The organism is Castellaniella hirudinis (assembly GCF_042651965.1).
Taxonomy (GTDB): Bacteria; Pseudomonadota; Gammaproteobacteria; order Burkholderiales; family Burkholderiaceae_B; genus Castellaniella; species Castellaniella hirudinis.
Genome location: NZ_JBHSDY010000001.1, coordinates 304393 through 318229, shown reverse-complemented (window position 1 = coordinate 318229; position 13837 = coordinate 304393). Strand labels below are relative to the sequence as shown.

At 55.7% G+C, this 13837-nt stretch carries 14 protein-coding genes; all 14 read left to right on the top strand.

Features of this window, described 5'->3' with window-relative positions:
- Window positions 1–2: 2 nt before the first annotated feature.
- The 14 genes from ACFO0J_RS01615 to ACFO0J_RS01550 all read left to right on the top strand — a co-directional run bounded on the left by ACFO0J_RS01615 (window position 3) and on the right by ACFO0J_RS01550 (window position 13836).
- A complete protein-coding gene (locus ACFO0J_RS01615; protein ID WP_376811314.1) occupies window positions 3–917 on the top strand; it encodes a glycosyltransferase family 2 protein in 915 nt (304 codons plus the stop codon).
- Window positions 898–1533 carry a class I SAM-dependent methyltransferase gene (locus ACFO0J_RS01610; RefSeq protein WP_376811313.1) on the top strand — a complete coding sequence of 212 codons (636 nt, stop codon included), beginning with the start codon at window positions 898–900 and terminating at the stop codon, window positions 1531–1533. The genes ACFO0J_RS01615 and ACFO0J_RS01610 overlap by 20 nt, the downstream gene beginning before the upstream one ends.
- Entirely contained in the window at window positions 1534–2334 is an 801-nt protein-coding gene (locus ACFO0J_RS01605) for a formyltransferase family protein (RefSeq protein ID WP_376811312.1), read from the top strand. It abuts the gene before it with no gap.
- Between the two features lie 83 nt (window positions 2335–2417).
- Window positions 2418–2849: a GtrA family protein gene (locus ACFO0J_RS01600; protein ID WP_376811311.1), complete on the top strand. Its 432-nt coding sequence runs from the start codon at window positions 2418–2420 to the stop codon at window positions 2847–2849.
- Window positions 2846–3724 (top strand): class I SAM-dependent methyltransferase, encoded by an 879-nt coding sequence (locus tag ACFO0J_RS01595; RefSeq protein WP_376811310.1) that lies wholly within the window; start codon window positions 2846–2848, stop codon window positions 3722–3724. The genes ACFO0J_RS01600 and ACFO0J_RS01595 overlap by 4 nt, the downstream gene beginning before the upstream one ends.
- A gap of 25 nt (window positions 3725–3749) precedes the next feature.
- Window positions 3750–4637 carry a glucose-1-phosphate thymidylyltransferase RfbA gene (gene rfbA / locus ACFO0J_RS01590; RefSeq protein ID WP_376811309.1) on the top strand — a complete coding sequence of 296 codons (888 nt, stop codon included), beginning with the start codon at window positions 3750–3752 and terminating at the stop codon, window positions 4635–4637.
- Window positions 4634–5770 (top strand): dTDP-4-amino-4,6-dideoxygalactose transaminase, encoded by a 1137-nt coding sequence (rffA, locus tag ACFO0J_RS01585; protein WP_376811308.1) that lies wholly within the window; start codon window positions 4634–4636, stop codon window positions 5768–5770. The genes rfbA and rffA overlap by 4 nt, the downstream gene beginning before the upstream one ends.
- Window positions 5771–5818: 48 nt before the next feature.
- Window positions 5819–6433 carry a sugar transferase gene (locus tag ACFO0J_RS01580; RefSeq protein ID WP_376811307.1) on the top strand — a complete coding sequence of 205 codons (615 nt, stop codon included), beginning with the start codon at window positions 5819–5821 and terminating at the stop codon, window positions 6431–6433.
- Window positions 6426–7082 carry an acetyltransferase gene (locus ACFO0J_RS01575; protein ID WP_376811306.1) on the top strand — a complete coding sequence of 219 codons (657 nt, stop codon included), beginning with the start codon at window positions 6426–6428 and terminating at the stop codon, window positions 7080–7082. The genes ACFO0J_RS01580 and ACFO0J_RS01575 overlap by 8 nt, the downstream gene beginning before the upstream one ends.
- 85 nt (window positions 7083–7167) lie before the next feature.
- Window positions 7168–8343 carry a DegT/DnrJ/EryC1/StrS family aminotransferase gene (locus tag ACFO0J_RS01570; protein ID WP_376811305.1) on the top strand — a complete coding sequence of 392 codons (1176 nt, stop codon included), beginning with the start codon at window positions 7168–7170 and terminating at the stop codon, window positions 8341–8343.
- 10 nt (window positions 8344–8353) lie between these two features.
- Window positions 8354–10174, top strand: a complete 1821-nt coding sequence (locus tag ACFO0J_RS01565; protein ID WP_376811304.1) for a polysaccharide biosynthesis protein — start codon at window positions 8354–8356, stop codon at window positions 10172–10174.
- A 31-nt stretch (window positions 10175–10205) separates the two neighbouring features.
- On the top strand, window positions 10206–11459 hold the full coding sequence (locus ACFO0J_RS01560) for a hypothetical protein (protein WP_376811303.1): 1254 nt from the start codon (window positions 10206–10208) through the stop codon (window positions 11457–11459).
- Window positions 11402–12754, top strand: coding sequence for an oligosaccharide flippase family protein (locus ACFO0J_RS01555; protein WP_376811302.1), 1353 nt, complete (start codon window positions 11402–11404; stop codon window positions 12752–12754). Before ACFO0J_RS01560 ends, ACFO0J_RS01555 begins: the two co-directional genes overlap by 58 nt.
- Window positions 12751–13836, top strand: a complete 1086-nt coding sequence (locus ACFO0J_RS01550) for a glycosyltransferase (protein WP_376811301.1) — start codon at window positions 12751–12753, stop codon at window positions 13834–13836. The genes ACFO0J_RS01555 and ACFO0J_RS01550 overlap by 4 nt, the downstream gene beginning before the upstream one ends.
- Window position 13837: the final 1 nt, after the last annotated feature.

Here is a 13837-nt window from a genome sequence, read left to right as displayed (position 1 = left end):
TCGTGGCGACCCTGTATCGGTCCTCGGCGTACATTGGCGAATTTCATGCTAGGGCGAGTGCTGCAGCCAGCCTTCTGGTAGGCGATGAGTTTGAAATCATCTTGGTTAACGACGGTTCTCCTGATAATAGTCTTGATCTAGCCGTCGAACTCACAAAACAGCATTCAAACGTCATTGTTGTTGATTTGTCGCGAAATTTTGGGCATCACAAAGCGATGATGACAGGCTTGGCGCATGCTAAAGGGGATTTAATTTTTTTGATTGACAGTGATCTTGAAGAGGAGCCCGAGTGGCTTCTGCGGTTTGACGAGCAGATGAAACAGGAGTGCTGTGATGTAGTGTATGGAGTCCAGGAGTCCAGGAAGGGGAATTGGTTCGAGCGCTGGAGTGGCCAGTGGTTCTATCGTTTGTTCAAAGCCCTTACAGGGCTCGCATTGCCGGAAAACGCTGTGACTAGTCGCTTGATGACGCGACGTTACGTTGATGCCTTGTTGTCTCATCATGAGCGTGAGATCTTTATAGCGGGCCTATGGTACATCACCGGCTTTGATCAACGAGATCAAGTAATCAAGAAACATAACACGAGTGAAACCACGTACACTTTCCGCAGCAAGATGTCTTTGCTGGTCAATTCAGTGACATCGTTCAGTAATGCTCCATTAGTGAAAATATTTCATATTGGCGTTTCGATTTCATTGTTTTCTTTGATTTATATTGCCTACCTAGTTGTGCACTGGCTTTTCCTCGCAAAGCCGATGAGTGGGTGGACCTCCGTGATGGCATCCATTTGGCTTCTTGGTGGTATGGTGATTTCTTTTATTGGCGTGGTGGGTATCTATTTGTCTAAGATATTCTCGGAAACCAAACAACGGCCTTACACCATTGTAAGAAAGATATATGCACAACAAAAAGACTGAACTACTCAACGAAGTTGCGACGTACTACGCTGGAAAACTCGCAGAGCATGGAGATACCCCTCGAGGCGTTGACTGGAATGGAGAGGAAAGCCAAACCATCCGCTTTGATCAGCTGTGCAAAATTATTGACCCTGAAAAGGCTTCTTTTTCGCTAAACGATCTGGGCTGCGGCTATGGTGCTTTGCTGGGGTATATACGAGGCAAGTACCCTGCATGCACATATCTTGGCGTAGATGTAGCCCGTGAAATGATCAGCACTGCCGAGCGCCGATACTTCACCGTCTCTGAGGCTCGTTTTATTATCTCAGCTGAGCCGGATCGGTTAGCTGACTACGGTGTGGCCAGCGGTATCTTTAATGTACGTCTGGGGCGGACAGATGTCGAGTGGTTTGATTACTTGCAGGCCACATTGGATGTTCTGGACCGCACCAGCAACCTGGGATTCGCTTTTAACTGTCTTACATCGTACTCCGACGAGGATAAAAAGCGCGACTATCTCTACTACGCTGATCCGTGTCAACTGTTCGACTTATGCAAGCGGCGCTATTCTCGCCAGGTTGCTTTGCTTCATGACTATGGCCTGTATGAATTCACGGTTCTTGTAAGGAAGGTGTGAATGACACAGAAAATTGTTCCCTTCGTTGATCACGAAATAGGCTATCGACTGTTGCAAAAGCTTATTGTTCATGCCTCTGCCGGTTCAATTAATATTCCAGCAGTCGTCACTACATGCGAGAATGGAAGTGCGTGGTGGCCTGGAGTGGATGAGCTATGCAAAATGGCGAACATTCCATTGTTTATTTATGAGGCATCACTTCCGGAGGATTTTTTTTCTCAGCGGATTGATTGGATTTTGCTTTTAAGTTGGAAGCACATTATTCCTGAAAGCTTAATCAGTCTCCCTAGAAAAGGCGTACTAAATCTACATTACAGCCTTCTTCCTGCGTTTCGTGGTGTCTATCCTGTTAATTGGGCCATTATTAATGGCGCGAGCATGACTGGTTTTACTTACCACTTCGTCAATGAAAAAATTGATGATGGTGAGATTTTTATGCAAATAGAAGTTCCTATAAATCTGAGCGATTCTGCCAGAACGCTTCAGCTAAGAATTGATGACGCAGTGTATGATAATTTTGATGATTTAATACACAAGTTGTCATTGTGTGGCCAAGAAGGTTGGATTAAAAAATCTCAATCCAAACCAAAAACAAGAAGCGATTATTTCTCTAGAGATAGATTTAAAAGTAAGTGTCTGATAGATCTTGATGGAAGTTATCGGGGGGCGGATTTTTTTAATCTTCTCCGAGGGCTGACATTTCTAGAGGATTCGGAAAATGCCTATATTTTAGATAGCAGAACGGGGGAGAAAATATTTTTCTCCTTAAATATAAAAAAGAAGATTCGTGCCAAAGAATGACGAATCATCTCAAGAGAGGTTGTTCAGGGGTTCGCTGAAAATTCTTTAGAGCAGGTGGGTAGGGAGTGGTGACCGCTATATCTATGTTAGATTCTTTTTTGTCGTTGTGGCGAAGGAAAATTCTTTCGCAATTTATCAAATACACGCTGGTGGGTATCTTCACTAATATAGCGGGATATGCTGCCTATCTACTAATTACGGGCTTTGGGCTTTCGCCAAAACTGACTGTGACTTTGGTGTATGGCGTAAGTGCGCTGATAAACTTTTTGACGAATCGCCAGTTTACATTTCAGCATGATGGCCATTTGGGTCGAGCCGGTATTCGATACATTTTGGCGCAACTTGCTGGCTATCTGATAAATCTTCTGATCTTGGTGCTATTCGTTGATTGGTTAGGGTATCCGCATCAATATATTCAGGCTATTGCCATATTGGTGGTAGCTGTTTTTCTGTTTGTGCTATCCCGTTATTTCGTCTTTGCTCCGGATGCGTCTGGAAAAGATGGTGGTTTATGAAATCATGTTTGGAATGCAAAAGCAGTTTCACATCGCCTGGATGGGCTTGTCCTGTGTGCGGGTATGAACCTGTCCGACTGGATGGATTTGTCGCTCATGCGCCTGCGCTGGCTCATGAAGGTGGGGGGTTCAAAGCCGAATATTTTCAAGAACTGGCAGCACTGGAAGAAAGTAACTTCTGGTTTCGTGCTCGAAATGCGCTGATCTTATGGGCGCTTCGAACCTTCAAACCAGAATCCACCTCTTTTCTTGAAGTGGGGTGTGGTACAGGATTTGTTCTTTCAGGTATTGCCTGCAACAATCCGGGCATTACAGTAAGCGGTAGCGAGATTTTTCTGAGCGGCCTCCCGTATGCGGCCAGCAGGGTGTCAAGTGCGGAGTTCATGCAGATGGATGCCCGGCATATCCCTTTTGTAGAGGAGTTTGATGCCATCGGGTCTTTCGACGTCTTGGAGCATATCGAGCAGGATGAGTTAGTGCTCAACCAGATGAGCCGTGCCCTTAAGCCAGGAGGCTTGTTGTTGTTGACGGTACCACAGCATTCATGGCTTTGGAGTGCGGCCGATGAATATGCTTGTCATGTGAGACGGTATGGACGCGAAGAAATGCAGGAAAAGGTGCGCCGAGCCGGATTTTCGATACTGCGCACGACTTCGTTCGTCAGTCTTTTATTGCCTGCGATGCTCTTGTCGCGCAAGAAGAAGTCTCAAAGCATTGAGAGCCCTGAATACGACCCGGCACAGGAATTACGCATTTCCGGGGTGCTTAATGCATGCTTGTTAGCGATCATGCGGTTTGAATCTGTGTTGATACGGCTGGGTCTGAATTTTCCTATTGGAGGGTCCAGGTTGGTTGTTGCAAAGAAGCTAAGTTAATGTAAAAACAATTTTTGCGAACACTATGAAAGCAATCATTCTCGCGGGCGGAGCCGGCTCACGTCTTTACCCATTGACGCAGATATCCAGCAAACAGCTACAAGCGGTTTTTGATAAGCCCATGATCTACTACCCCTTGACTGTGCTGGTGGCTTCAGGGGTCAGAGACATCTGCCTTATTTCAACGCCTGACGATTTACCCCGTTATCAGCGGCTACTTGGAGACGGGGGGCAATGGGGCATCTCGATCGAGTACCGCGAGCAGGCGAGGCCTGCGGGTATTGCCCAGGCTTTTCTGATTGCGGCTGATTTTGTCGGTTCGAGTAGTGTGACGCTGATGCTTGGTGATAATATTTTTTCCGGCGGAGATGACTACCCTCGAGCAATTTCCAGCTTCGAGGGTGGGGCTACCGTCTTTGCCTATCGTGTTAAAGATCCACAGCGGTACGGAGTTGTGGAGTTTGATCGCAATTTAAAAGCAGTTTCTATCGAAGAGAAACCCCGTCAACCTAAAAGCAATTATGCTGTTCCTGGCGTCTACATCTACGACAATGATGTACTGGAAATTGCCAAAGCGATAAAGCCCTCTGCTCGAGGCGAGTTGGAGATCACTGATGTCAATCTGGAATACCTAAGGCGCGGTACGCTGCGGGTTCAGCGCTTGAGTCGGGGGTTTGCATGGCTTGATGCTGGCACAAGCACTGCCTTGCACGAAGCTTCGACTTATATCGAGGCTATCGAGCGCCGACAAGGGATCAAGATTGGCTGCCCGGAAGAGGCTGCGCTTAACAGAGGTTTTCTCAGCATCGAGCAGTTTGAAGCCTTGGTTGCAAAGATGCCAACATGTGAGTATAGCGATTATTTGCGTAATGTGGCCGATGAGTGGCACCGGTTGATGGATGAACAGCAATGACAGGCAAAATTCCGTTCAATCGGCCTTTCATGACGGGCAAAGAGCTTTACTATATTGCCGAGGCCAAATTTGGCAATATGCTCGCTGGTGATGGCCCTTTTACCAAGCAGTGCCATGAATGGCTGGAGCATAAAAGTGGCTGCGCAAGAGCCTTGCTGACGCATTCATGCACGGCTGCGCTGGAGATGGCTGCTCTGCTGCTGGATATTGAGCCGGGTGATGAGATCATCATGCCATCCTACACCTTCGTCTCCACAGCCAATGCTTTCGTGCTGCGGGGTGGGGTTCCGGTATTCGTTGATATCCGGGAAGACACGTTGAACCTGGACGAACGTCTGCTCGAGACTGCTATCACATCTCGTACTCGGGCCATTGTACCTGTGCACTATGCAGGCATTGCGTGCGAAATGGACACTATCATGACGCTTGCTAAGCAATACGGCCTCAAGGTTGTAGAAGATGCCGCCCAGGGGGTGATGGCTTCTTACAAGGGGCGGGTACTGGGCAGCATCGGTGATTTGGGTGCTTACAGTTTCCACGAAACCAAAAACGTGATTTCGGGTGAAGGTGGTGCATTGCTTGTCAATGATTCTACCCTGGCGATGCGTGCCGAAATCATCCGCGAGAAAGGCACGGACCGTAGCCGCTTCTTCCGAGGCGAGGTGGACAAATACACCTGGCAGGAGGTGGGATCTTCGTTCCTGCCTGGTGAACTGATTGCTGCTTTTCTGTGGGCTCAACTTGAAGAGGCGGGACGGATTACCAATCAGCGTTTGGCGATCTGGCAGCGTTATCATGAACTGATGGAACCACTTGAGCAGAAGGGGCTGCTGCGTCGTCCGGTCGTCCCGACGGATTGTCAACACAACGCCCATATGTACTACGTGTTGTTGGCACCTGAGATTGATCGGCAAAAGGTGCTCTTGGATCTGAAGAAGCACGACATCTATTCAGTGTTCCATTATGTTCCTCTACACTCCTCGCCGGGTGGGCAACGCTATGGTCGGGTGCATGGCGAGCTTGAGGTCACTGTTCGACAGTCTGAAAGGCTTGTTCGCTTGCCTCTTTGGGTGGGCCTGTCCACTGAGCAGCAGGAGCGTATCGTTGGAGTACTACGAAATGCCCTTGACTGATCGTGCTGGGTACAAGCGTCTCGTAAATTCGGTAGAGGATCGCATTTCGTGCTGAAGAGAATGTTGGATGTCTTGGGGGCGGGATTGGGGCTGTTCATCCTGTCACCGGTGCTTCTGGTTCTGGGCTGGATGATTCGGCGTCGCCTGGGCAGCCCCGTGCTGTTCCATCAGGTGAGGCCGGGCTTGCAAGGGCGTTCCTTTCGTATGATCAAGTTCCGTACGATGCGAGATGCCATGGGGCCGGATGGACAACCGCTGCCGGATGCAGAGCGGATGACGCCTTTTGGTCGCTTGCTGAGATCTACCAGTTTGGATGAGTTACCCGAGCTCTGGAATGTGCTGAAAGGTGACATGAGCTTAGTGGGGCCGCGCCCCCTGCTGATGGAGTATCTGCCGCTTTATTCTCCGGAACAGGCGCGTAGACATGAGGTGCGCCCCGGTATTACGGGCTGGGCACAAGTCAATGGCCGCAATGCCATCAGTTGGGAAGCAAAATTTGCGCTGGACGTCTGGTATGTGGATCACCGGACCTGTTGGCTAGATGTGAAAATTCTTTGGATGACGGTCATGCGGGTGTTGAGGCGTGATGGCATCAGCGCCTCCGGTGAGGCGACCATGGCCCGATTTACTGGGACGCCTTCTGAGAGGAAAGAATATGAATGAGCCTTTATATGCCGTTTATGGTGCCTCCGGTTTCGGTCGCGAAGTGTTGCCCTTGGGACGGGAGTCTTTGGCACGAGCCGGGATAGCTTTGGATCGCTTGGTGTTTATCGATGATGAGCCTCCGATGCCGCAGGTGAATGGGCATCGGGTGTTGACATGGCAGGCGTTCCTGGACGAACCCGCAGGTGCACGGTTTGTATCCCTGGCGATTGCCAGTGGGGCCATCAGAGAGAAATTGTCGAATCGCTTACGCGACTGCGGGGTGTCTCCCTGGGATATACGTGCGGGCAATATGGTGCAATTGGATGATGTCGCAATGGGGGAAGGGGCAATTTTGTGCGCCTTTGTCACGCTGACGTCGAATATCCGTATTGGTCGTCAGTTCCATGCCAACATTTATAGTTATGTGGCGCACGATTGTGTGATCGGAGATTTTGTCACTTTTGCGCCAGGTGTCATGTGCAATGGCAACGTAGTTGTCGAAGACCATGCTTACATTGGTACTGGTGCGATATTGCGCCAAGGGAAACCTGGGCAACCTCTGCGGATTGGTCGTGGTGCGGTGGTGGGCATGGGGGCTGTTGTGACCAAGGATGTCGCAGCGGGCGTGACTGTTGTCGGTAACCCTGCGCGCCCTCTGCTCAAATAGTACGTTTAAGTATAAGGCTTATCTAGACTATTGTTGCGTAGATGACGACTTACAATACCTTGCTTCCGACTTGCTGGACACCAACGTGCTGAATACTCCCTTTCCCCCCTGGCCTTCGTTCACCCCTGAAGAAGCCGACGCTGCGCGTGACGTGATCCTGTCCAACCGGGTGAACTACTGGACCGGCCAGGAATGCCGTGAATTCGAACGAGAATTCGCCGCCTGGACGGGGACGCGCCATGCGATTGCGCTGGCAAACGGCACGGTGGCGCTGGATCTGGCGCTGCGGGGGCTGGGTATCGGCGCAGGGGACGAGGTCATCGTCACGTCCCGCACATTCCTGGCCTCGGCGTCCTGTATCGTCAATGCGGGGGCCATCCCCGTGTTCGCCGACGTTGACCCGGATTCCCAGAACGTCACGGCCGACACGATTCGCGCCGTGCTGACCCCGCGTACCCGGGCGGTGATCTGTGTGCACCTGGCGGGCTGGCCTTGCGATATGGATCCCATCATGGAACTGGCGCGTGAACACGACCTGTTCGTGATCGAGGATTGCGCCCAGGCGCATGGTGCGCGTTACAAGGGGCGGCCGGTGGGCTCCATCGGCCATGTGGGGGCCTGGTCGTTCTGCCAGGACAAGATCATGACCACGGGCGGCGAGGGTGGCATGATCACGACCGACGATACCGATTTGTGGCAACGCATGTGGGCGTACAAGGATCATGGCAAGTCCTGGGATGCGGTCTACGAGCGTCAGCACCCGCCGGGCTATCGCTGGCTGCATGAATCGTTCGGCACCAACTGGCGCATGATCGAGGTCCAGGCCGCTATCGGGCGCATCCAGTTGCGGCGCATGGCGGATTGGCAGGCTGCGCGCCTGCGGCACGCCCGACGGATCTGGGCGCACGCCCGGGCGCTGCCTGGCCTGCGGGTGCCTGACGTGCCGGATTCCATCGATCATGCGGCCTATAAGTGCTATGTGTTCCTGGACCTGGATGCGCTGGCGCCGGGTTGGACGCGGGAACGCATCATGCAGGCCATCGCGGACCAGGGGGTGCCGGTGTACTCGGGGTCTTGTTCCGAGATCTACCTGGAAAGGGCATTCGATGAGACGGATTTCCGACCAGCAGCGCGCCTGCCTGTGGCTCGTGCGCTGGGTGACACCAGTCTGATGTTCCTGGTGCATCCAACCCTGCAGGATGAACATATCGATCAGACGTGCGAGGCTCTAAGCGCTGTGATGGCGCAGGCGGCGGCGTGAGGGCTGTCGCATGATCAACGTTCGAGTTTTCCTGGTGTTTGCTTTTGACTTGGTCGCGGTACTGGTGGCTTGGGCTGGGGCGTTCATGCTGCGCTTCAATCTGGAGTGGCCGCGTGCATTTTATGCAGAGATTTTCTACGGCGCCCTAATCCTGATGGTCGTGCAGTTGGTGGCATGCCGCTGGGCGGGCCTGTACCGCGGGATGTGGAGCTTTGCCAGCCTACCGGATCTGAGTCGATTGATCCGGGCAGTAGGGGTATCTGTGATCGCCGTACTGGCGCTGGCTGTGTTCGGCAAGGCATGGCTCCTAATCCCGCGCTCGATTGTGCTGCTTTATCCCCTGTTGCTGATCATGTGCATGGGTGGTGGGCGTGTTGCCTGGCGCTTGTGGAAGGAGTCCCGCTTGGCGCCCGTGTCCGATGCCGAACGCAAGCCTGTGGTGATCGTCGGGGCGGGCACGGCAGGCGCCATGCTGTTGCGCGAACTGGCGCGCAGCCCGGATTGGAAGGTCGTGGCGCTGGTGGACGATGATCGGCACAAGCGCGGCCTGGAGTTGAGCGGTTGCCGGGTGGAAGGCGCGACCACCGATCTGCCTGCTGTTTTGCAGCGCCATGCGGCGCGGCACGTGATCCTGGCGATGCCCTCGGCCTCGGCCGAGGCGCTGCAGACCGTGACGCGGCTGGCGACGCAGGCCGGCGCGGCCCTGTTCACGATCCCCGGTCTGGCGGAATTGATGAGCGGCCGTGTGGCCATCAATATGATGCGGCCGGTCAAGATCGAGGATCTGCTGGGCCGCGAATCGGTGCGGATCGACAACGACAATGTGCGCGCCATGCTGACCGGCAAGCGCATCCTGGTGACGGGTGCCGGCGGATCGATCGGCAGCGAATTGTGCCGTCAATTGGCCCGCTTCGAGCCGGCCTGTATCGTGCTGCTGGAATCCAGCGAGTTCGCCTTGTACATGATCGAGCAGTGGTTTGGTGAGCATCGGCCGGAAGTGCCTGTTGTGCGTCTGGCGGGCGACGTCAAGGACGAATCCCGCATGGCCCAGGTCTTTGCGGAGCATCGCCCTCAGGTCGTGTTCCACGCGGCGGCTTACAAGCACGTGCCGCTGATGGAAGTCGGCAACGCCTGGCAGGCCGTGCGCAACAATGTGGCCGGTACGCTGACCGTGGCACGTGCCGCGCGGGATGCGGGCTCGGAACGATTCGTCCTGATCTCCACCGACAAGGCCGTCAACCCCACCAATGTGATGGGGGCGACCAAGCGCGTCGCCGAAATGGTGTGCGAGGTCCTGCAGAATGGCCCCGGCACGACGCGCTTTCATATCGTGCGTTTCGGCAATGTGCTGGGCAGCACGGGCAGTGTGATCCCGAAATTCCAGGCCCAGATTGCGCATGGCGGGCCGGTGACCGTGACGCACCCGGAGATCAACCGCTATTTCATGTCCATCCCCGAGGCCGCACAGCTTGTCCTGCAGGCGGCTGCGATGGGGCAAGGCGGCGAGATCTTCGTCCTGGACATGGGCGCGCCCGTCAAGATCGTCGATCTGGCGCGCAACATGATCCGCCTGTCGGGTTTTACCGAAGACGAAATCCACATCGAATTCACTGGCCTGCGCCCCGGCGAAAAGCTGTACGAGGAACTGCTGGCCGACGCGGAGGAGACGCTGCCGACTCCACACGAGAAACTGCGTATTGCGCGCTCACGTGCGGTACCAGAGGCGTTTTACGAAGGCGTGTTGGCTTGGCTGGCCAGAGAACAGCAGGGAGATGCTGATGTGCGGGCGGGGCTGAAGCAGTGGGTGCCGGAGTATGAGCCCAGAAAATAAGGTAGGGATGCGGTTTCGTACGCTATTGTTGATGGCGGCTCTGATCCTGATGGTGTCTGGTAGCCTGCGCGATTTTGTGACTGCACAGGGATATTGGGGCGCTTGGGGGGTGTGGGCTGTAGCGACACTGTTTGCTACGCGCACGGCCGGGGACTTCACTACCCTACCGCACCCGCCAGTATGGGTGACGACTTCTTACGCTGTGTTGGGCTTTGGCATGCTGCTTTCTGCTGCCGTCAACCGGGATTGGGTTTCCGCCTATCAGGCAGTCAAGATTGGCGTGATCGCCCTCATGTTTGTGGCGATGTGGCGCCTGGTTCCTTGGCTGGATTGGCGCCGCCTGATCGTAGCGATGATTTGGGCAATAGTGGTGGCGTTTATTGGCCTCGCTATGACCAAGGTTTGGAGTCCAACGAGTCAGATTCTGTTTTGGGCGACTCGAGAAGGCAGCTTCTTGGCCGAGTATGGGGTGCTGTGGCGGGGTGGAGTTTTCTTCCTACCGATATTTCTGGCGGATGCGGTCAGAACTCCCTCTGCTTGGGCCAGAAATAGTCTGATGATTGCCGCTTGTATCTTCCTTGTGCTGATTGATGGCAGCCGGACGGGGCTGTTGCTGGTGATGGCGATTGGAATGGGCTTTCTGGTCTTCTTGGCGTGGCGTGGCGGTTGGGGCATGTTACGCTGGCAGCTCCGGTGGATGGGGGCGGCGGCCGTTTTGTTGCTGGCTTTGCAGTTGCTCAATACCGGTGTGAATCTGTGGCTGGGCGGGCATGGCGCCGGTAGTGGTGTGGTGTCCGCTGCTCAGGATAGAGTCAACACTGTTGCTGTTGAGTCGAAGCGGGTCCTGGAAGGTGCCCTGAACCGAACCTTCGAGACCCGGATCGGTGCGGGGGACCCCGCTCGCGTTAAGTTGCTGCGGGCCAGTCTGGACCAGGTTGGCCCCTGCCAGCCCTTTGGCTGTGGGTTCAAAATGACGGGGACGGAAATCGAAGGCACCAAGGGGTTGATGCCCGTCCATAATGCCTATCTGGCAGCCTTAGGGGATTTTGGTATTTTGGGTCTGACCGGCATGCTGGGCTTTCTGATGGCGGCAGTGCTGCCGATCTTGCGGGTACTGCGGCAAGGAGACCGATCGGAGCAGGGGCTGTTTGTCGTAGCGGCTTCAGGTTCCGCACTGGCCTATGGCATGGCCTTGATGCTCAATACCTTCACGACCGAGATGTCGGAATGGGGCTACTTGATCCTGATGCTCGCGTTTGCGTGGGCGCCGGCCAAGGGCACTTGATGCCGGCAGATTCGGTCCGCAATCGGGTCGCGCGCAATGCCGGGGCTTTGTACGTCGTACAACTGATTTCTTTCTTGGTCCCGGTATTTGAGATTCCGATCCTGGCCCGTGCGCTGGGGGCCGCGCAGTACGGCCAGATCCTGTTTTGCCAGGCCCTGGCATTGACGGCTTCGCTGCTGGTCGAATATGGGTTCAATCTGAATGCGGCGCATCAGGCGGCCTTGGTACGCGATCAGCGACAGGATCTGACCCGTTTGTTTTCTCAGGTGTCGTTGGCAAAGGGGTTGCTGGCGGCACCCTTGGTCGGCTTGCTTTGCCTGCTCTGGGTGCTGGGTCTGATGGATGCCTATCTGGGCCAGCCTGCATTGCTGCTGTTCGTCCTGACTTATTTCCTGGCTTTCGGATTCAGTCCGATGTGGTATTTCCAGGGCAGGGAAAAGATGGCCGGACCCGCGTTGCTGGATGTGGGCTTGCGGCTGTGCGGCCTGGGGGTGTTGGCGCTGGTGGTGCGCACAGCCGATGATTTTTTCCTGGCCTTGCCGGTCCTGGCGATTCCGCCCTTGCTGAACACGGTCTTGACCAATGGCTGGTGCCTTCGCGGGCTTGGTCGTTTGGGTTGGGATTTTGCCGGCGCATGCCGCCAGATTCGCGAAGGCTTCCATTTTTTTGTCTATCGCAGTTCCAGCACCTTGGTGATGTCGGCGATCCCGGTGTTTCTGGGCCTGACTTCAGGCAAGCAGGCCGTGGGAGAGTTTGCGCCTTCGGAAAAGCTGATCAAAGGCATGACCAGCCTGGCCATGCCGTTTTTGTCGGCGGTGTTTCCCGTTTTCTCCAGGCATCTGGCCGGTGGCGGAACGGGGTTGGTTTCGGCACGTGTGCCGATGATGGTGCTGTTGGGTGTGAGTGTCACGGTGCTGGCCGGCACGGCGGTGGCGGCATGGGTGGGACCCTGGGTGCTGGATGTCATGTTGGGCGCCGGCTTTCCAGGCGCGCATCTGATTTATGCCGTGCTTCTGGGCGTGGCGCCCTTGCGGATCTTGAACCAGAGCATCGCCATGGTGCTGCTGATCCCGGCGGGGCACGCGAAATCCGCCAGTTATGTCATTTCCGGGTTTTCGATCCTGGGCGTGGTCTTGGGCTCCGGCCTGTCCCTGCGGTATGGTGGCGTGGGCATGGCGGCCGGACTGGTGGGGGTCGAAGCAATCTTGTGGGTGATCATGTTGTGCATGGCGGTGCGTGTGGGCAAGCAGATGGCGCAGGCCGTGGATGTGGCGGGTACGGAAGGAGTCAGATGAGAATTTTGCTGGTGACGACAGGTTTGGCCTTGGGGGGCGCGGAACGGCAGGTGGTCGATCTGGCCGACCGGCTGGCGGGGCGCGGGCATGACGTCGCGATTGCCTACCTGGTGGGGGATGTCGAGGTCCGGCCGGCTGCGGCGGTGGCTTTGTTCCCCCTGGGGTTTACGAAGTCGCTGCCGGGTTTGGTGCGCGGCTGCCTGCATCTTGGACGTGTGATCCGCCAGTGGCGGCCGGATGTGGTGCATAGCCATATGGTGCATGCGAACTTGCTGACGCGCCTGGTGCGTATGATCAGCCCGATGCGGCGTCTGGTATGCACGGCGCACAATACCAACGAAGGGGGGCGCTGGGTCAGCCTGGCCTATCGCGTGACGGACCGTCTGGCGGATGTATCGACCAATGTCAGCCAGGAGGCGGTCGAAGCCTTTGAGCGCAATGGCGCGGTGCCCAGGGGGCGGATGTTGGCGGTGCATAACGGGATCGATGTCGGCCTGTTCAGCGACGACCCCGAGCGGCGGGCCGATGCCCGCAATCGCTTGTTTCCGGACCGGACTAGACGGTTGCTGCTGTCGGTGGGCCGTCTGGCGGAGCAGAAGAACCATGCGGGTTTGCTGCGCGTGTTTGCGGGTTTTGCGCAGCGGCTGCCGGATGTCGATTTATGGATTGCCGGCGATGGCCCTTTGCGCGCGACCTTGCAACAGCAGTGTGCGGAGTTGGGTCTGGAGGATCGTGTCGTCCTGTTGGGTTCGCGCTCGGACGTGCCCGATCTGATGCGAGCGGCGGACGTTTTTGTGCTGGCCTCGCATTTCGAGGGATTTGGCTTGGTGGTGGCCGAGGCGATGGCGTCCGGGACGCCGGTCGTGGCCACGGATGCGGGCGGGGTGGCTGAGGTGATGGCAGGGACGGGGTTCCTGGTGCCTGTGGATGATGAGGTTGCACTGGGTCATGCACTGGATGAGGCGTTTGCGATGGAGGCTGGACGGCGTTCGGCCATGGTGACCACCGCACGCCGCAGGGCGGAAGACCTGGACATCGAGCGCAGCGTGGATGGGTGGCTGCGGCTGTACGAAGGGCAATGAG